We start from the raw sequence: 18,715 nt of genomic DNA, 5'->3' as shown, positions 1-18,715 counted from the left end.
ATGATCAGGTTGATAGGTTCGAGGTGGAAGCATGGTGACATGTGGAGCTGACGAATACTAATAGATCGAGGACTTAACCATATAATATGAAGCAACGTTATCTAGTTTTGAGAGAATATAAAAAACTTATTGACTTTCAGGGTGAATAAGTTATAATAATGATTGTCTCAAAAGAATAATGTCTGGTAATGATGGCAGAGAGGTCACACCCGTTCCCATACCGAACACGGAAGTTAAGCTCTCTAGCGCCGATGGTAGTTGGGATCTTGTCCCTGTGAGAGTAGGACGTTGCCAGGCAATATTATTCCGCAGTAGCTCAGCGGTAGAGCTATCGGCTGTTAACCGATCGGTCGTAGGTTCGATTCCTACCTGCGGAGCCATTGGAGAGCTGTCCGAGTTGGCCGAAGGAGCACGATTGGAAATCGTGTATACGTCACAAGCGTATCAAGGGTTCGAATCCCTTGCTCTCCGCCATAAGGAATTTATAATATTTGGCCCGTTGGTCAAGTGGTTAAGACACCGCCCTTTCACGGCGGTAACACGGGTTCGAATCCCGTACGGGTCACCACTTTTGGAGGATTAGCTCAGCTGGGAGAGCACCTGCCTTACAAGCAGGGGGTCGGCGGTTCGATCCCGTCATCCTCCACCATATAAATCATATGAATAATATTGTCGCGGGGTGGAGCAGTACGGTAGCTCGTCGGGCTCATAACCCGAAGGTCGCAGGTTCAAATCCTGTCCCCGCAACCAAACATTCTCGTAATGTGGTTGCTAACACTTATCATATAATTATATAAATAATATTATCGCGGGGTGGAGCAGTACGGTAGCTCGTCGGGCTCATAACCCGAAGGTCGCAGGTTCAAATCCTGTCCCCGCAACCAAATGGTCCCGTGGTGTAGTGGTTAACATGCCTGCCTGTCACGCAGGAGATCGCCGGTTCGACCCCGGTCGGGACCGCCATTTTAATAAGGCTCGGTAGCTCAGTCGGTAGAGCAGAGGACTGAAAATCCTCGTGTCGGCGGTTCGATTCCGTCCCGAGCCACCATTTTAATAAAATATGCCGGCTTAGCTCAATTGGTAGAGCAACTGACTTGTAATCAGTAGGTTGGGGGTTCAAGTCCTCTAGCCGGCACCATGTAAGTTTCGGAGGGGTAGCGAAGTGGCTAAACGCGGCGGACTGTAAATCCGCTCCTTCGGGTTCGGCAGTTCGAATCTGCCCCCCTCCACCATTTTACATAGGGGCATAGTTTAAAGGTAGAACTGAGGTCTCCAAAACCTCCAGTGTGGGTTCAATTCCTACTGCCCCTGCCAATTATATAAACACAACATGGCGGTTGTGGCGAAGTGGTTAACGCACCGGATTGTGGCTCCGGCATTCGTGGGTTCAATTCCCATCAGTCGCCCCATTTTTATTTTTTAAAATTACAAATAAATTAATGGATACTTACATATAATTAAGTAAAACTTCGGTGGGCTATAGCCAAGCGGTAAGGCAACGGACTTTGACTCCGTCATGCGCTGGTTCGAATCCAGCTAGCCCAGCCATTTTTGCGGAAGTAGTTCAGTGGTAGAATACAACCTTGCCAAGGTTGGGGTCGCGGGTTCGAATCCCGTCTTCCGCTCCATTTTAACTTCATATGGCGGCATAGCCAAGTGGTAAGGCAGAGGTCTGCAAAACCTTTACCACCGGTTCAAATCCGGTTGCCGCCTTTCTTTTATGCCGATGTGGCGGAATTGGCAGACGCGCACGACTCAAAATCGTGTTCCTTCGGGAGTGTCGGTTCGACCCCGACCATCGGTATCACGAACGGCGTAACATCAAGGCTCTACACTAATTGTGTAGAGTTTTTTTGTGTTTTCTTCACACTACAAAATAAGCACTAATAGTGCGTTGGGGTAGTGTGCGGTGAGTAAGTGACGAACTTTAGATACAGTTGGAAGAAACTATGAGTATTAAAAGGATAAAATTTCAGTAGAATATTACATATACAAGAATTTTTTCGAGCACTCTAGAGAGAATCTCTCCACCCTGGTGACATGAAGTTAAATCCGATACCACCAGTTGAAATTACCACATTATCAGCTGGTAATTTCGTAATTTCGAAAAACTTCTTTTCAAACTCTTCTCTGCTGTACTTGTACATAGTTGAGTGACACGACCATATTTGCGTTGAAGTACTCAACCAGTCCCCTAATTCCTTTAATTTAGGGAACGACTCAAATTGAATTGGACCATCCAATTTTATGAATCTCACTTGATAGATAGTTGGGTTTAGCTTTTCTCCTATCCCTTTAAGACCATGTGCTTTTTTCTCATTTGAATGTGTCATAATTCTCCCCCATCTTTTCTTCAAATTTTTTCCTATTTTAATTATACAGCAATAGAAAGTAATTATGGTAATATTATGGAATTAATAGAGGGATGAAAAGGAATAGCTTTAGTTTAATAATGAATAGTTCATAACATACTACATAACAAATCTTTAAAAGGACATGGCAGCTTTGCCCTGTTTCTTATTGTTTAGCGAGAAATAATAAAATAAATCATCACAGTAATAAATGAAATATGATAAATTTAATCAAGGGAGAGAAATGAAAGTAAAAGGTGTCAGTTATTTAATATGATTCCATTTTGGCTCCGTTTCATTTTAATTTATCATGTTTAAAGAAGCTCAAAATTTTTAAAATGCTTTAAAATAAAGGATTTTAAGGGTAGCACTCTATATAAATGTCACCTAAAAAGACCCTAACAGAAATGTTAGGTTTTTTATGCTATGTGATTCTAAAATTCGTAATAAACTTAGGAATTCATGTATAATATAACTTGTTGAAAGAACAAAATGATAATGATTTATATTATGTCTGTAATATGAATCAAAAATGAACTTTTTATATTTCTTTTAAAAATGTGTTGAATACACATTATATTTCATATTAATATTTTTATGTAGATTTAAAATGGGAAAGAGAGTGGAAAGTATGGGCCGTAAATGGAACAATATTAAAGAAAAAAAAGCATCAAAAGATGCAAATACAAGCCGTATATACGCGAAATTTGGACGTGAAATTTATGTGGCAGCAAAACAAGGCGAGCCAGATCCAGAATCAAACCAAACGTTAAGAGTTGTATTAGAACGTGCGAAAACATACAACGTGCCAAGAACAATTATTGACCGTGCGATTGAAAAGGCAAAAGGCGGTTCAGAAGAAAACTATGACGAGCTTCGTTATGAAGGCTTTGGACCAAACGGATCTATGGTAATTGTAGATACACTGACAAATAACGTAAACCGTACTGCAGCAGATGTACGAGCTGCATTTAGCAAAAACAGTGGTAACATGGGTGTAAACGGTTCTGTCGCTTACATGTTTGATGCGACAGCTGTTATCGGTCTTGAAGGTAAAACATTAGATGAAGTTCTTGAAATCTTAATGGAAGCAGATGTAGATGCACGTGACATTCTAGAAGAAGAAGATTCTGTTATCGTTTATGCTGAACCTGATCAGTTCCATTCAGTACAATCTGCACTTAAAGGTGCTGGTGTTGAAGAATTTACAGTTGCAGAATTAACAATGCTTGCACAAAGTGATGTAGAACTTCCTGAAGATGCTCAAGTACAATTTGAAAAAATGGTTGATGCATTAGAAGATTTAGAAGATGTACAGCAAGTTTACCACAACGTAGACTTAGGGGAATAATAAAGTGAAACTTTAATCAGTGGGGGTTTTGTTCATCCCCACTGATTATTAGCCCTCACCAATCGGGCGTTTACAGGCAGCCCGACTCCCACCTAACTTCTTTGCTCCAGCTGAATTTTGAGGTGGGATTTTTACTGCCCATAAATAGCGGGATATAAGACAGAAGGCCCTTTCCTTTAACGGACAGGGTCTTTTTTTATGGATTTAATTCAGGTGGTAAAGTATTAAAGGTATTTTGTAGCTGCTAGGGAATATGGTTATAGGTTTGTATTTTAAATAATCGTATTTCTAGGAGGTATTTCTGTGGAGCATAAAACACCAAAGCATATTGTTGCCGTAGCAGGTTATTTAACAAATGAAAAGAATGAGGTGCTTTTAACGAAAGTGCACTGGCGAGCTGATACGTGGGAAATGCCTGGAGGACAGGTAGAAGAAGGGGAAGCGCTCGATCAAGCTGTTTGCAGAGAAATAATGGAGGAAACAGGATTAACTGTGAAGCCTATCGGAGTTACAGGGATTTATTATAATGCTTCTATGCATATTGTAGCTGTTGTTTTTAAAGTAGCATATGTTAGTGGTGAAATAAAAATTCAACCTGAAGAAATACAAGAGGCTAAATTTGTTGCTTTAAACGAAGAGAACATTGATGAGTATATAACGCGTCCTCATATGAAATCAAGGACACTTGATGCGATGAAAGCAATGCATTTTATTCCATACGAAACATGGGAAGTTCAGCCATATAATCTTATAGGAAGGTTGTAAAGAAAAGGTTAGTTATTTGAGGACAGCTCAAATTGCTAACCTTTTCTTTATGTATACTGTTTCAGAAAAAGGTCACAATAATAAAGTGTAGGCTAATAATTGGTGGAGGAAGCAGGACTACCACCTAATTTCCTAGCTTTAGCCAAGTTTTGAGGGAGAAGACTTACTGCTCACAAATAGCGAGATTAGTATTGATTTACGGAACGTTTGTTCTGTATAATGGTGATATATCGTATATAATTAGATTGCTAGATGTTTAAAAGTATAAATGTATAAACTGATATAATAAAAGAATAAAGTGAAATTAAGGAGAGTCCTACTGCCTATAAATAGTGTGATAAACAAATATATATTCAACATTTCATATGAATAGTAGATAAAAAGGGACTGTGATACAATACATTTTTACACCTTACAATGTTGTAAGGTAGGTGTAAGAGAAATCGATGGGATATTCTTTTATAACAAGGTATTCTTAAATTAAGAGTTATATGCTGTGTGGAAAAGAGGTGTTCGAGATGAAAGAACGAGTATTATCTAGAGTGAATTATCATCAAAAAGTTGCATTAAATCCATTAACTAAATTTCTTTATAAAGCCATTATATTATTATTATTGTTAAGTTTTGCATTATTATTCGCTGGAAATGTAATGATTGAGCGAAGTGATATTAGTAAATTACATGTACCCGCTAAGTTAGAGGTGCCAGAATCATTAACAAACGCATTTATTGCGACGGAAGATAAAAGGTTTTATCATCATAACGGTTTAGACTATATAGCGATTATCAGGGCGTCTATTGAAAATATAAAAGCTGGTGGTGTTGTGCAAGGAGGAAGCACGATTACACAGCAGTTATCTAAAAATGCTTTCTTATCTAATGAACGTACATTTTCCCGTAAGTGGAAAGAAATTTTTTATACGAAAAAGATTGAACGTACATTCACAAAGGATGAGATATTAAAATTGTATGTAAGTAATATTTACTACGGAGAAGGCGCATGGGGGATTGAAAAAGCAGCAAACCTTTACTTCGGTAAAAAAGTGGATCAATTAACACTGGCTGAAAGTGCAATGATGGCTGCTATAGTAAAAGCACCGGCTTATTACTCACCTGCACAAAATTATGATAAAGCAGTTGAGAGACGGAATGTAGTTTTAAGGCTAATGGAGAAAGAAGGGTATATAAATCATGATGAATATGTGCAAGCAGTTAGTGAGAAATTAGTAATTCGCCATGATATAAAAACAGAGCAATCCATGTTAAAAAATGCCCGTGAAAAAGCAGTAAGTTAAAAGAAGTTCCTACATAGGAGCTTCTTTTTTTAATAATTTGTGACAAAAGGCGACACAATATTGTCACAAACGTTGTATTTTTGTAATTTATGTGAGCGTGTTCATTGCGTGACCTATGTAAGTATTGATATTATGTGTATTGTGTACAATGATGTATACAGAATATGAAATTAAAGAGGAATGTATATGAAATCATCAAACAAACTCATGGCTCTTGGTATAGTTTTTTCTATCGCAGTATTGATTGTAATCGGGACGATTGTGTATAGCATCATAAATGACAAGAAAGATAAAGGGAATGAGATGTTTGCTTATTCTACGCAACAATCTTTAGGGAAAGATGATGCTCCAGTTAAGGTAGTTGAATTTGGAGACTTTAAATGTCCAGCTTGTCGTACTTGGGATGTAACAGTATTACCACGATTAAAAGAAGAGTATATTGATAAAGGTAAAGTGCAGTTATATTTTATTAACTTCCCGTTTATCGGAAAAGACTCTGATTTAGGTGCAGCTGCCGGTGAAGCAATTTATAAACAAGATCAAGATTCATTCTGGATTTTCTATGATGAGATTTATCAAAATCAAAAGAAAGATACGGAAGAATGGATTACAGAAGAATTACTTCTTAATATTGTGAAAGAAAAGCTTCCGAAAATTAATGTAGAACAGTTTAAAAAAGATTTACACAGTAAAGAAATGAAAGACAAAGTACGTAAAGATTCAGATCGTGCTCAAAAATTAAAAGTTCAAGGTGCTCCTTCAGTATATATAAATGGGAATCTTGCAAACCCTGATTTCGATAGTATGAAGAAGGCGATTGATAAAGAATTGAAAAAGTGATGAGGTATCTCATCACTTTTTCGACTTTTTTCGATAAATTTCTTGCTTCGATTTTTTTTACATGCTATACTACTTTACATAAGTTATTTCAATATCTTATATTTTTTTCATATTTGCGGGTGTAGTTTAGTGGTAAAACAAGAGCCTTCCAAGCTCTGGTCGAGAGTTCGATTCTCTTCACCCGCTCCAAATTTTATTTAATGTTTTTCTAATAAATTGTGATCAACGCAGTGTTTCGTTTCTAAGATAAACGAAGCATTGCGTTTTTTAATGTTTGAAAATCATAATTGTATGCGAAAATAGAAGTGAAGAATATTATTCCAAAAGTGAATTGATAACCAATATAGTCGTTACATAAGGGATGAATTCATCGGTGGAGGCGATTGAAAATGGACTTTGAACAATTAAAGCAAGATGTAATTGCGTATAGTAAAACGATTGGTATAGATAAAATAGGTTTTGCCAGTGCTTCACCATTTGAGGAATTAAAGCAGCGTCTAATCCAGCAACAACAATTGAATTATCAGTCTGGATTCGAAGAGCCTGATATAGAGAAGAGAACGAATCCACAGCTATTGTTACCTGGTGCGAAATCAATTATTGCGATTGCTTTAGCATACCCTTCAAAATTAAAAAATGCACCATTAAGTAAACGAGGGGAACGACGTGGGATTTTTTGCCGTGCTTCTTGGGGCCAAGATTATCACTTTGTTCTACGAGATCGTTTGCAAAAGTTAGAGGCGTATTTAATCGAAAAGCTGCCGGATATAGAAGTGAAATCAATGGTTGATACAGGGGAGCTAAGTGATCGAGCTGTTTCAGAGCGTGCCGGTATTGGATGGAGTGGTAAGAACTGCGCTATTATTACGCCGGAATTTGGTTCGTATGTATACTTAGGAGAAATGATTACGAATGTTCCATTCCCTCCTGATCGGCCAATAGAAGATCAATGTGGAAGTTGTACGAAATGTATTGATATTTGTCCTACAGGTGCTTTAGTACAAGGGGGGCAGTTGGACTCGAAGAAATGTATTGCATTTTTAACACAGACAAAAGGGTTTCTGCCTGAAGAATATCGCGATAAAATAGGAAACCGTATATATGGATGTGATACGTGTCAGACTGTTTGTCCGAAAAATAAAGGAATGGATTTTCATAACCATCCTGAAATGGAGCCTGACCCTGAGTTAGTTAAACCGTTATTAACACCACTTTTAACAATTAGTAATCGTGATTTTAAAGAGAAGTATGGAATTATGTCTGGTTCATGGAGAGGTAAAAAACCATTGCAACGAAATGCTATTTTAGCACTTGCACATTTTAAAGAAACAGCAGCAATTCCTGATTTAATCGGTGTTATGAAAGATGATCCAAGACCAGTACTTCGAGGAACAGCAGCATGGGCACTTGGGAAAATTGGTGGAGATGGAGTAGGAGAAGCGATTGAAAAAGCGATGGAACGTGAGAAAGATGAAGAGGTTCTTCATGAAATGAATCGTGGACTTGAATTGTTAGCACAGAAAAAAGAGTAGATAATATCTCCCTTTTTCATATTGTAATATGGGAGGGAGACGAAATGGTTGTAAAAGCGAATATTGAAAAGCAAGTGCAACAGTTTTTAGCATATATAACAGAGAAACGAACAGATGTAGATGGTATTGCAGTAGATTTGTTACAAATGGTACAGAGAAAGAAACAATTGTTTCAAAAGCGTAGTGCACATATAGTGAAAGCAACTGCAGATATTTCTTTCATTAGACAATTAAATAGTAATGAGCATCAAGAAATTGATTATCAAATACACTTGAAATATTTAATTAAGCATAAAGAATTATTTTATATCGAAGAGGAACAATTAAAACGACGAGTTTATTTAAAAAATAGTTGTATAATAGATGATTATGCTCTTGAAGTGTCAGAAGAAATAGGAATAGGTGAAACGTTAGAACGGGAAGTCACGAAAGAAAAATACGGTTCATATCAATATAATCGTTTAGAGGCAGTGAAATATGCAGAGCGTTGGTGGGATGATCGTAATTCTGCATACCGTAATTTTCCGGATAATTGTACAAATTTCATTTCACAATGTCTGCACACTGGAGAAGTACCAATGAATGGACATCCTAACATTCGTAAAGGGTGGTGGCAAAGGGGAAACCAGTGGAGTTGGAGCTGGGCTGTAGCACACTCTTTTTATTGGTATTTGTCAGGTGCTACAACAGGGCTTCGAGCAGAAGCAGTAGAAAGGCCAGAAGACCTTATTCTTGGCGATGTAATTGCGTATGATTTTGAGGATGATGGTAGGTGGAATCATACGACAATTGTAGTAGCAAAAGACGCAGATGGTATGCCGCTTGTAAATGCACATTCAGCGAATAGCCGCAGGCGTTATTGGAACTATGAAGATTCTAGTAAATATACACCACAAATGAAATATAAATTCTTTCATATTATTAATGGGTAGAGATTTTTCGTTCAAGTGGTATAATACGTAGTAGATAAAAAATAGAGGTGAATATCGCGTGGGAGTACATGTTGTTTTATATCAACCAGAAATTCCAGCAAATACAGGAAATATTGCACGTACTTGTGCAGCAACTGGAACAGAATTGCATTTGATTAGACCGCTTGGATTTTCAACGGATGACAAAATGTTAAAGCGTGCAGGATTAGATTATTGGCAGCACGTAAAAGTTACGTATTATGATTCAATCGAAGAATTTTATGAGAAAAATAAAGATGGTGAATTCTTTTATTTAACAAAGTATGGCGAGAAAGCTCATACAGCATTTGATTATAGCAAACGTGAGAAGGATTACTATTTCGTATTTGGAAGAGAAACAAATGGATTACCAGCTAATGTAATTGAAGAAAACTTCGATCATTGTTTACGTATTCCAATGACGGATAAAGTACGTTCGTTAAATTTATCTAATACAGCAGCAATTTTAATTTATGAAGCGTTCCGTCAACAAAATTATCCAGGATTAGATTTAGAAATCGTTTATTAAAAGTCGCCATTTGGCGGCTTTTTTATTTTTTAAAAAAATATGTAATCATACATTTTAAAAAAGGTACATATTCATATAGAATGAGATATATGAATAAAAATAGATAAGACGGGTTGAGATAAATATGAAGGAACAATATAATAATCAAAATACCTTTTTAAGTATGATAGATATGGATTTAGTAAGACAGGGATTGTTACATGCTATTCAAGATTTAGTGTTTATTGTGAAAGTTATTGATGATGAAACTTTTAAATATATTTATGTGAATAAAATAGGAATGGATCACGCCAGGCTAGGGAAAGAATGTTATGGAAAAACTTTTGCAGAAGTATTACCAGAAGATACGGCAAGGTTATTGCAAGGACAATATGAAAAAGTAATGAGAGAAGCGAGAGCAAATACATTTTGTGATGTAATTAGTTTGCCAACTGGTGATATACATTATGAATCTTCACTTAATCCAGTATGCGATGTAAATGGAACATGTCAGTTTATTATTTGTATTACTAGAGATATTACAGCACAGGTTAAGAAAAAAGTGGAAATAGAAGAAAAACAAATGTTATTTAAGTCATTACTAGAATATAATAATGATTCCATTATATCTGTAGATTCTATTGGAAGAATTACATATGCAAATCCAGCAACTTATGAAATTTTTGGGTATCGATATGAAGAGTTAAAGGACCAATTTATTTTTCAGTTTATAAATAAAGAATATGAAAAAACTTTTCAAATTATATTTAAAAATGCTTTACAGGGAAGAGCAAAACAAATTGTTGCAAAGAAATACATTCATAAAGAAGGATATGAACTTTATATTTCCGTGAGGACAATCCCCATTATTGTGAATAGTGAAATCGTCGGGGTGTACATTGTTACGAGGGATGTTACGAGGCAAGTATTAAATGAGATGAAAACAGAATATTTGGCTTACTTCGATCAGTTAACAGGGTTAATGAATAGAATATCATGTACAAATAAGCTAAATGAATTTTTAGCTGAGAATAAAGAATTCGCATTGGTTTTTATAGATTTGGATGAATTTCACCTTATTAATGATACATTTGGTCATAAAGAAGGGGATCAAGTCTTAAAAAAAGTTACTGAATGCTTACGAGACCTAAAAATAGAAGATATGCATTTATTTAGAGAACATGATGATCAATTTGTTATGTTAATAGAAAATATAACGAGAGAATGCGTAGAGGAAGTTGCACAAACAATATTAAAAAAAATTAGTGAGCATTTTGTAATAGAGGAAGAGGATGTTTATTTAAGTGCATCAATTGGTATTGTAATGGCCCCAATTGATGGAGTGGATGAAAAAATGCTTTTCCAAAGAGTCGACGCAGCTTTGGAAAAAGCAAAGGAAAAAGGAAAAGGATATTATCATTTTTATTGTAGTGGATTAAATTGTGAACGTGAACAAAGGTTTATAATAGAGAATCAGTTACATCGTGCTATAGAGAAAAATGAATTTTTCTTATATTATCAACCTCAAATTAATATTGAAACGGGAAAGATAGCCAGTATGGAAGCATTAATAAGGTGGGAGAATAAGGAGCTAGGATTTGTCTCGCCAAATCAATTTATCCCACTTGCTGAAAGAACTGGATTTATTATTAAACTTGATGAATGGGTAGTACATCAAGTTTGTGAACAGATACGTGAATGGTTAAATAAAGGGTATGAAGTTGTACCAATTGCAGTTAATATTTCAGCTAGACATTTTCGTTCTATTACATTAATAGAGATGATTACACGTGCTTTAAATAAGTACAACGTCCCCCCTCATTTATTAGCAATAGAAGTTACAGAAGGGGCTCTTATACATAAAGATTTATCGAAAAGAGTGTTAATGCAGTTAAAAGAACAAAATTTAAAGATTCATTTAGATGACTTTGGAACGGGATATTCATCTTTAAGTTATTTAAAAACATATCCGATTGATACGTTGAAAATTGATCGTTCTTTTATGGAAGGTATATATATAGATGAAAGAGACACGAATATTACGGCTGCAATTATTCATTTAGCACATACTCTAGGGTTAAATGTAATTGCAGAAGGAGTAGAAAAAGCGGAACAAATACAATTTTTAAAGGAAAAGAATGTGAAACTCGTACAAGGTTATTTTTATAATCGTCCTTTATCGATATACGATGTGGAAAATATTTATTTTAAATAGTGTATAAAAAATAAGAAAAAAAGTGATGTGCTTTTCAGCACATCACTTTTTATGTGTACCTGGTTTATCGTTATAACCAGATGTGAAAATAGCTGTAAGAAATGTGAGCGATACACCTAAAATTAATAATAACTTCATACTAATTTCCTCCTTACTTTTTCGGTTTACGAATCCTATTTGTGAATCGAAATGTATGTAAGGTTCCTAGAAGAAAAGAATTTATTTACAATGAATAGCAGCGTGAAAACTTTAATACCTTTATTATACAGAATTTTCTTTGAATTTTGGAGAGAATTTTATAGCGCTATTATATATTTCGTTTTGATTTAAAGAATGTTTAAGGACATCCTAGCATACCTTTTATAATAATCCGATTGAACAAGGAGATGGGGGAGGAGCTATAATGGATATTTTAAAGAAAATTGAACAATATCGGGAAGCAGAAGAACGTTTACAATGGGAAGGTACGTTTGCGGAGTATTTGGAGCTTGTGAAAGAAAGACCATGGGTGGCTCAAACAGCACACTCTCGCATTTACAATATGATAAAAGATGCTGGAATTGAAGAAGTTGATGGTAGAAGAAAATATAACTTCTTTAGTAATCAGCTATTTGGATTAGAGGATGCTTTAGAACGCCTTGTGGAAGAATATTTTCATCCATCTGCAAAACGATTAGATGTTAGGAAACGTATTTTGTTATTAATGGGGCCTGTTAGTGGGGGGAAATCAACATTAGTTACGATGTTGAAACGAGGATTAGAAACATATTCACGAACAGATCGTGGAGCGATTTTTGCAATAAAAGGATGCCCAATGCATGAAGATCCACTTCATTTAATTCCACAGCATTTACGGAATGATTTCTTTGATGAATATGGAGTAAGGATTGAAGGGAATTTATCACCATTAAATGTTATGCGTTTAGAGCAAGAATATGGATCAAGAATTGAGGATGTAGTTGTAGAGCGTATTTTCTTCTCTGAAGATCGCCGTACAGGAATTGGTACATTTAGTCCTTCTGATCCAAAATCACAAGATATTGCCGATTTAACAGGTAGTCTAGACTTTTCTACAATTGCAGAATACGGTTCGGAATCAGATCCTCGTGCATATCGATTTGATGGAGAATTAAATAAGGCGAACCGCGGCATGATGGAATTCCAAGAGATGTTAAAATGTGATGAGAAATTTTTATGGCATTTACTATCGCTTACACAAGAAGGGAATTTTAAAGCAGGAAGATTTGCGCTTATTTCAGCAGATGAATTAATTGTAGCGCATACAAATGAAACAGAGTATCGTTCCTTCATAGCAAATAAGAAAAATGAAGCATTGCATTCACGAATTATTGTAATGCCGGTTCCATATAATTTACGGGTTAGTGAAGAAGAACATATTTATGAAAAAATGATTCGTGAAAGTGATGTGTCCAATGTTCATATTGCACCGCATACACTTCGCGTTGCAGCAATGTTCACTATTTTAACTCGTTTAAAAGACCCAAAGCGTCCAGATATTGATTTAATTAAAAAGATGCGTTTATATGATGGAGAAACGGTAGAAGGATATAATACGATTGATGTAGAGGAACTGCAACGCGAATATCAAGATGAAGGTATGAAGGGGATTGACCCTCGTTATGTCATTAACCGAATTTCTTCTACAATTATTCGAAAAGAGGTACCATCTATTAATGCACTAGATGTACTGAGATCGTTAAAAGACGGATTGGATCAGCACCCGTCAATTAGTAGTGAGGACCGAGAGCGCTATATGAATTTCATCTCATTAGCGAGAAAAGAATACGATGAAATTGCTAAGAAAGAAGTACAAAAAGCATTTGTTTATTCATACGAAGAATCAGCTAAGACACTTATGGATAATTACTTAGATAACGTCGAAGCATACTGCAATAAATCAAAATTACGTGATCCGTTAACGGGCGAAGAAATGAGCCCAGATGAAAAACTTATGCGTTCGATTGAAGAGCAAATTGGAATTTCAGAAAATGCTAAAAAGGCATTCCGTGAAGAAATTTTAATTCGCATTTCTGCTTATGCACGTAAAGGGAAACGCTTTGATTATAATTCACATGAACGTCTTCGTGAAGCGATTCAGAAAAAATTATTTGCCGATTTAAAAGATATAGTGAAAATTACAACATCAACGAAAACACCAGACGAAAATCAGCTTAAGAAAATCAATGATGTTGTTGCACGCTTAATTGATGAGCATGGCTATAATTCTTCATCTGCGAATGAATTGTTACGATATGTAGGTAGTTTGTTAAATCGATAGTTTGATAACAAAACGCTGTCTCTTATTCTTGGGACGGCGTTTTGTTATCTATTGATATTTGTAAAAAGTGTCATAGCTTGTCCGAATATAATAAATTAAGATGCGATTTTATGAATTTCTTGTCAATTATTTTTACAATATGCATATGATAGAGTAACCAACCATTCATACAAAAAAGCCAACACAATACAATATGTTGCAAAACGAAAATGTGTGCAACAATGCATTGTGTTTCTTTCTTATCAACGGCTGAATGTTTCTTTCTATTATGTGAATGGCAAAATTTTGTTTAGGATGCTCGGAGTATTGTATGAAAAACGCTATATATGTTTATGGGATGATTTTCGATGAACAGTTATTTTTCAAATATTCTAGTTACGCACACTAGAAAACAAAATTATAGATTGCTGTTCATAGAGGAAGACAATTACAGTAAGGAGGGAAAGGAATGAGCGAAGAAAACCAACCAAATTACACGATTTCACAGGAAAACTGGTCCCTCCATCGCAAAGGATATGACGACCAACAACGCCATCAAGAAAAAGTGCAGGAGGCAATCAAAAATAATTTACCAGACCTTGTAACAGAAGAAAGTATAGTTATGTCTAATGGCAAGGATGTTGTGAAAATACCGATTCGTTCTTTAGATGAATATAAGATTAGATACAATTATGATAAAAACAAACACGTTGGGCAAGGAAACGGTGACAGCAAAGTTGGTGATGTTGTTGCAAGAGATGGATCAGGTGGTCAAAAGCAGAAGGGACCAGGAAAAGGGCAAGGGGCAGGAGATGCAGCTGGAGAAGATTATTATGAAGCAGAAGTCTCAATTTTAGAATTGGAGCAAGCGTTTTTCAAAGAGTTAGAGCTGCCTAATTTAAAGAGAAAAGAAATGGATGAAAACCGGATTGAACATATTGAATTTAATGATATTAGAAAAACAGGATTATGGGGAAATATTGATAAGAAACGGACGATGATATCTGCATATAAACGAAATGCAATGCGTGGTAAAGCATCTTTCCATCCAATTCACCAAGAAGATTTAAAGTTCCGTACTTGGAATGAAGTGTTAAAGCCAGATTCAAAAGCCGTTGTATTAGCGATGATGGATACGAGTGGATCGATGGGGATATGGGAAAAGTATATGGCACGTAGCTTCTTTTTCTGGATGACAAGATTTTTACGCACAAAGTATGAAACCGTAGACATTGAGTTTATTGCTCACCATACGGAAGCAAAGGTCGTCACAGAAGAAGAGTTTTTCTCAAAAGGGGAAAGTGGCGGAACGATCTGTTCTTCTGTATACAAAAAAGCACTTGAGTTAATCGATAATAAATATTCACCAGACCGTTATAATATTTATCCATTCCATTTTTCAGACGGTGATAATTTAACTTCGGATAATGCTAGATGCGTAAAGCTTGTGGAAGAGTTGATGAAGAAGTGTAATATGTTTGGGTATGGGGAAGTGAATCAGTACAACCGCCACAGTACGCTTATGTCAGCATATAAAAATATTAAAGACGAGAATTTCAGGTATTATATTTTAAAGCAAAAAGCAGATGTATTTCATGCGATGAAGAGCTTTTTTAAAGAAGAATCAGGAGAAAAAATGGCATAACCCCTTGTAAAGGGGTTATTTTTTTGTAAACTTTTTATTTTTTTAGTTGACAACGATAATGAAAATCATTATCATTTATTCGAGAAATGATTACATTTTGATTTATATATTTTGGAGGAGATGTAAAGTTGGAAAGAAATAAAAGAAAACATATAAATGCGATGATTATCGCTGCGGCGTTATCGCTTCCATTTGCTACGTATTCAACGCCTGCTTTAGCAGCTGTAGCAATTGAGGCTAATAAAACGGGATATGCTTTAGAAGATGGTACATATGATGCTGTTATTAAAGCGTATAAAGATAAAACGAATGAAGAATCTATGGCAGCTGTTTATATAAAAAATCCGAAATTAACAATTGAGAATGGAAAGAAAATTGTAACGGCAACGTTAAGTGATAGTGATTTCTTCCAATACTTGAAAACAGAGGATATTGATACTCCTGGTGTATTCCATGATGTAAAAGTCATATCAGAGGATAAAAAGAAAAATGGGACGAAGGTTATTCAATTTGAAGTTGGAGAATTAGGAAAAAGATATAATATGCAAATGCATATTTATATTCCGACGATGGCTTATGACAATAAGTATCAAGTACAGTTTGAAGTAAATGCATTAAATTTAGAAAACAATGTTCCAGAAGAACAAAAGGAAAATAAAGAGGATAAAGTGGATCAACAAGATGAAAGTGCAAATGTAATAGTTGATAAGAAATTACAACAGCATATTAATAAATATAATTTAGAGAGAAAAAATATAAATGAACCTATAACGAAGGAAGATTTATTACAAATTAAAACATTATCCATATACTCAGGTGAGGGGATAAATGAAATAGCTGGTTTAGAATATATGACAAACTTAGAGAAGTTGACATTAAGAGAGTCTAATGTAACAGACATATCTGTTATCTCAGGATTGAGACATTTGAAATATTTAGATTTATCCTCTAATCCAATTGAAAGCATTCAACCCGTTTCTAAGCTAGAGAATCTTGACATGCTCTTTTTAAGAGATAACAAAATTGCAGATCTTACACCGTTAAGTCAAATGAAAAAGATTAAAATATTAGATTTAATTGGTAATAATATAAAGGATCTTACACCATTATTTACAGTGTTATCGTTAGAAGAAGTATACTTAGCAAATAATCAAGTTAGTAATCTTTCGGGTATTGAGAAGTTAAAGAATGTGAATCTATTATGGATAGGAAATAATAAAATTAGTGATGTTGAGCCTATTAGTAAAATGAGTAATCTTATTGAACTAGAAATTGCTGATAGTGAAATAAAAGATATATCATCATTATCTAAATTAGTAAAAATACAAGTATTGAATTTAGAAGAGAATTATATCTCTGATATATCGCCACTGAGTAATTTAAAAAATTCACATGAGATAAATCTTGGAGCGAATGAAATTTCTGACATAAAGTCTGTTGAGGAATTGGGTAAGCGAACTTCAATAGATATTCAAAGACAAAAAATCTTTTTAGATGAAGCAAGCGTAGATGAAGAAATAAAAATTCCAGTATACAATTTTAAAGGAGAGCCACTTCAAAATATTAAATTGAAAAGTGAGGGGGCTACGCTGAGTAACGGATTTATAAAATGGAATAGTCCTGGAGAAAAAATATATGAATTTAAACTAGATACGAATCCTGCTGAAAGTAAAATAAGATTTAATGGGACGGTTATACAAAGTATAGTTGAAAAACAAACAGAAAGTAAAAATGTAATTCTTGATAAAAATTTACAACAACATATTAATAAAAAGAATTTTGGTAGAGAGAATCTAAATGCCCCTATAACAAAAGAAGATTTATTACAGATTAAAACATTAGAGATACCTAAAGAAAAAGGAAAAGAGATAAAAGATCTAACTGGTTTAGAATACATGACGAACTTAGAAAACCTCACTTTAGAAGGAGTAGGGTTGAAAAATATTGAGTTCATTTCAAACTTGAAACAATTGAAAGACGTGAATGTATCTCATAATAAAATTGAAGATATAACGCCGTTATCTTCACTGGAAAATTTACAGTGGTTAAACCTTGCGGATAATCATATTAAAGATGTATCAGTTCTTGGTTCAATGTTAGACCTACTCAGTTTAAAATTAGCTGGAAATGAGATTCGTGATGTAAGGCCGTTAATACAATTAGGTCAATGGTTTTCAATTGATGCCGGAAGACAAAAAATCATTTTAAATGAAGCGAAAGTAAATGAAGAAATTCAAGTTCCGGTATATGACTTAGAAGGAGAAACTATTGAGAATATTAAACTAACAAGTGAGGGTGGAACGTTTAATAACGGAGTAATGAAATGGAGTACTCCAGGTGAAAAGGTATATAAATTTGATTTAGATTCGGATGAAACTAGTATAAGCTTTAATGGAACAGTTATCCAGAATATAGTTGAAAAAGAAGAAGTGACAGAACCAACAAAAGAAGTTGAAGAAATAAAAGAAGAAGTAAAAGAGCCGGTAAAAGAAATTGAAGAAACAAAAGAAGAAGTAAAAGAGCCGGCGAAAGAAGTTGCAGGTACAAAAGAAGAAGTGAAAGAACCGGCGAAAGAAGTTGCAGGTACAAAAGAAGAGGTAAAAGAATCAGCAACTGGATTGGATCAAGAGCCAAAAGGGAATAATCAAGTTGGTCCAGTAAAAGTGGTAGGACAAGAGAGTGCGAAAGAAAAAGATTCAAATAAACAACATGCTAATAAGCAAGAGGAAAATCAGAAGTCTTTAGCAGAAACTGGTGGTCAAGCTAACACACCGACCTTACTTTCTGGATTAGCACTTGTTCTTTCAGCATTAAGTATGTTTGTATTTAGAAAGAGATTATTTAAGAAATAAATAACGTTTTATCTTATTATTATATAAAATGATTATATAAGTTTTTGAGAAGCCCTTATTATAGCAATTTCATGTTGAAATATGCTTATGATAAGGGCTTTTTGAATAGGGGAAGGATATTAATACGAGGATG

Annotated in this window: 12 protein-coding genes, 17 tRNA genes and 1 rRNA gene; 29 read left to right on the top strand and 1 reads right to left on the bottom strand. The window is 34.9% G+C overall.

Annotation, left to right across the window (positions count from 1 at the left end; translation table 11 throughout):
- Positions 1-181 precede the first annotated feature (181 nt).
- The 17 genes from rrf to ABH960_RS23285 all read left to right on the top strand — a co-directional run bounded on the left by rrf (position 182) and on the right by ABH960_RS23285 (position 1,804).
- Positions 182-297 (top strand): 5S ribosomal RNA (gene rrf / locus ABH960_RS23365).
- An 8-nt stretch (positions 298-305) separates the two neighbouring features.
- Positions 306-380, top strand: a tRNA-Asn gene (locus ABH960_RS23360).
- A gap of 2 nt (positions 381-382) precedes the next feature.
- Positions 383-474, top strand: a tRNA-Ser gene (locus tag ABH960_RS23355).
- Between the two features lie 19 nt (positions 475-493).
- Positions 494-568: transfer RNA gene (locus ABH960_RS23350), tRNA-Glu, on the top strand.
- Positions 569-573: 5 nt separating this feature from the next.
- A tRNA-Val gene (locus ABH960_RS23345) sits at positions 574-649 on the top strand.
- A gap of 24 nt (positions 650-673) precedes the next feature.
- Positions 674-750 (top strand) — tRNA-Met (locus ABH960_RS23340).
- Positions 751-807: 57 nt separating this feature from the next.
- Positions 808-884 (top strand) — tRNA-Met (locus tag ABH960_RS23335).
- Between the two features lie 3 nt (positions 885-887).
- Positions 888-963: transfer RNA gene (locus ABH960_RS23330), tRNA-Asp, on the top strand.
- A 9-nt stretch (positions 964-972) separates the two neighbouring features.
- Positions 973-1,048: transfer RNA gene (locus ABH960_RS23325), tRNA-Phe, on the top strand.
- A 14-nt stretch (positions 1,049-1,062) separates the two neighbouring features.
- A tRNA-Thr gene (locus tag ABH960_RS23320) sits at positions 1,063-1,138 on the top strand.
- Between the two features lie 10 nt (positions 1,139-1,148).
- A tRNA-Tyr gene (locus ABH960_RS23315) sits at positions 1,149-1,232 on the top strand.
- 8 nt (positions 1,233-1,240) lie between these two features.
- Positions 1,241-1,314, top strand: a tRNA-Trp gene (locus tag ABH960_RS23310).
- A gap of 19 nt (positions 1,315-1,333) precedes the next feature.
- Positions 1,334-1,409: transfer RNA gene (locus ABH960_RS23305), tRNA-His, on the top strand.
- A 64-nt stretch (positions 1,410-1,473) separates the two neighbouring features.
- A tRNA-Gln gene (locus ABH960_RS23300) sits at positions 1,474-1,548 on the top strand.
- A 5-nt stretch (positions 1,549-1,553) separates the two neighbouring features.
- Positions 1,554-1,628: transfer RNA gene (locus tag ABH960_RS23295), tRNA-Gly, on the top strand.
- A 14-nt stretch (positions 1,629-1,642) separates the two neighbouring features.
- Positions 1,643-1,713, top strand: a tRNA-Cys gene (locus tag ABH960_RS23290).
- A 9-nt stretch (positions 1,714-1,722) separates the two neighbouring features.
- Positions 1,723-1,804 (top strand) — tRNA-Leu (locus tag ABH960_RS23285).
- A 208-nt stretch (positions 1,805-2,012) separates the two neighbouring features.
- On the opposite strand, the gene ABH960_RS23280 is transcribed toward ABH960_RS23285, so the two are convergent.
- Positions 2,013-2,333 (bottom strand): DUF3884 family protein, encoded by a 321-nt coding sequence (locus tag ABH960_RS23280; RefSeq protein WP_404448680.1) that lies wholly within the window; start codon positions 2,331-2,333, stop codon positions 2,013-2,015.
- Positions 2,334-2,982: 649 nt separating this feature from the next.
- Between ABH960_RS23280 and ABH960_RS23275 the strand changes: the two genes are divergently transcribed.
- From ABH960_RS23275 to ABH960_RS23220, 12 genes are all read left to right on the top strand, one after another.
- Entirely contained in the window at positions 2,983-3,702 is a 720-nt protein-coding gene (locus ABH960_RS23275) for a YebC/PmpR family DNA-binding transcriptional regulator (protein WP_002091105.1), read from the top strand.
- A 303-nt stretch (positions 3,703-4,005) separates the two neighbouring features.
- Positions 4,006-4,467 (top strand): NUDIX hydrolase, encoded by a 462-nt coding sequence (locus ABH960_RS23270; protein WP_002063701.1) that lies wholly within the window; start codon positions 4,006-4,008, stop codon positions 4,465-4,467.
- A gap of 518 nt (positions 4,468-4,985) precedes the next feature.
- Positions 4,986-5,762 carry a transglycosylase domain-containing protein gene (locus ABH960_RS23265; RefSeq protein WP_113937850.1) on the top strand — a complete coding sequence of 259 codons (777 nt, stop codon included), beginning with the start codon at positions 4,986-4,988 and terminating at the stop codon, positions 5,760-5,762.
- A 186-nt stretch (positions 5,763-5,948) separates the two neighbouring features.
- Positions 5,949-6,602, top strand: coding sequence for a DsbA family protein (locus ABH960_RS23260; protein WP_002091101.1), 654 nt, complete (start codon positions 5,949-5,951; stop codon positions 6,600-6,602).
- A 115-nt stretch (positions 6,603-6,717) separates the two neighbouring features.
- Positions 6,718-6,791: transfer RNA gene (locus ABH960_RS23255), tRNA-Gly, on the top strand.
- Between the two features lie 200 nt (positions 6,792-6,991).
- On the top strand, positions 6,992-8,134 hold the full coding sequence (gene queG / locus ABH960_RS23250) for a tRNA epoxyqueuosine(34) reductase QueG (protein WP_404448677.1): 1,143 nt from the start codon (positions 6,992-6,994) through the stop codon (positions 8,132-8,134).
- 44 nt (positions 8,135-8,178) lie between these two features.
- Positions 8,179-9,066 carry an amidase domain-containing protein gene (locus ABH960_RS23245; RefSeq protein WP_113937851.1) on the top strand — a complete coding sequence of 296 codons (888 nt, stop codon included), beginning with the start codon at positions 8,179-8,181 and terminating at the stop codon, positions 9,064-9,066.
- Between the two features lie 58 nt (positions 9,067-9,124).
- A complete protein-coding gene (gene trmL / locus ABH960_RS23240; protein ID WP_000538149.1) occupies positions 9,125-9,613 on the top strand; it encodes a tRNA (uridine(34)/cytosine(34)/5-carboxymethylaminomethyluridine(34)-2'-O)-methyltransferase TrmL in 489 nt (162 codons plus the stop codon).
- 124 nt (positions 9,614-9,737) lie between these two features.
- Entirely contained in the window at positions 9,738-11,807 is a 2,070-nt protein-coding gene (locus tag ABH960_RS23235; RefSeq protein ID WP_404448674.1) for a sensor domain-containing protein, read from the top strand.
- A 403-nt stretch (positions 11,808-12,210) separates the two neighbouring features.
- Positions 12,211-14,106, top strand: a complete 1,896-nt coding sequence (locus tag ABH960_RS23230) for a PrkA family serine protein kinase (RefSeq protein WP_002029658.1) — start codon at positions 12,211-12,213, stop codon at positions 14,104-14,106.
- Between the two features lie 448 nt (positions 14,107-14,554).
- Entirely contained in the window at positions 14,555-15,730 is a 1,176-nt protein-coding gene (gene yhbH / locus ABH960_RS23225) for a sporulation protein YhbH (RefSeq protein WP_002010376.1), read from the top strand.
- Between the two features lie 128 nt (positions 15,731-15,858).
- Positions 15,859-18,582 carry a leucine-rich repeat domain-containing protein gene (locus tag ABH960_RS23220; RefSeq protein WP_404448672.1) on the top strand — a complete coding sequence of 908 codons (2,724 nt, stop codon included), beginning with the start codon at positions 15,859-15,861 and terminating at the stop codon, positions 18,580-18,582.
- Positions 18,583-18,715: the final 133 nt, after the last annotated feature.

The organism is Bacillus sp. RC252 (assembly GCF_044909215.1).
GTDB lineage: Bacteria > Bacillota > Bacilli > Bacillales > Bacillaceae_G > Bacillus_A > Bacillus_A mycoides.
Note: the sequence above shows the minus strand (reverse complement) of the source record. Positions and strands in the feature narration are given on the sequence as shown.

Coding starts and splice junctions, on each gene's coding strand:
- ABH960_RS23280 (WP_404448680.1), bottom strand. CDS start 2,333: ATGACACATTCAAATGAGAAAAAAGCACATGGTCTTAAAGGGATAGGA.
- ABH960_RS23275 (WP_002091105.1), top strand. CDS start 2,983: ATGGGCCGTAAATGGAACAATATTAAAGAAAAAAAAGCATCAAAAGAT.
- ABH960_RS23265 (WP_113937850.1), top strand. CDS start 4,986: ATGAAAGAACGAGTATTATCTAGAGTGAATTATCATCAAAAAGTTGCA.
- ABH960_RS23260 (WP_002091101.1), top strand. CDS start 5,949: ATGAAATCATCAAACAAACTCATGGCTCTTGGTATAGTTTTTTCTATC.
- queG (WP_404448677.1), top strand. CDS start 6,992: ATGGACTTTGAACAATTAAAGCAAGATGTAATTGCGTATAGTAAAACG.
- ABH960_RS23245 (WP_113937851.1), top strand. CDS start 8,179: ATGGTTGTAAAAGCGAATATTGAAAAGCAAGTGCAACAGTTTTTAGCA.
- ABH960_RS23235 (WP_404448674.1), top strand. CDS start 9,738: ATGAAGGAACAATATAATAATCAAAATACCTTTTTAAGTATGATAGAT.
- ABH960_RS23230 (WP_002029658.1), top strand. CDS start 12,211: ATGGATATTTTAAAGAAAATTGAACAATATCGGGAAGCAGAAGAACGT.
- yhbH (WP_002010376.1), top strand. CDS start 14,555: ATGAGCGAAGAAAACCAACCAAATTACACGATTTCACAGGAAAACTGG.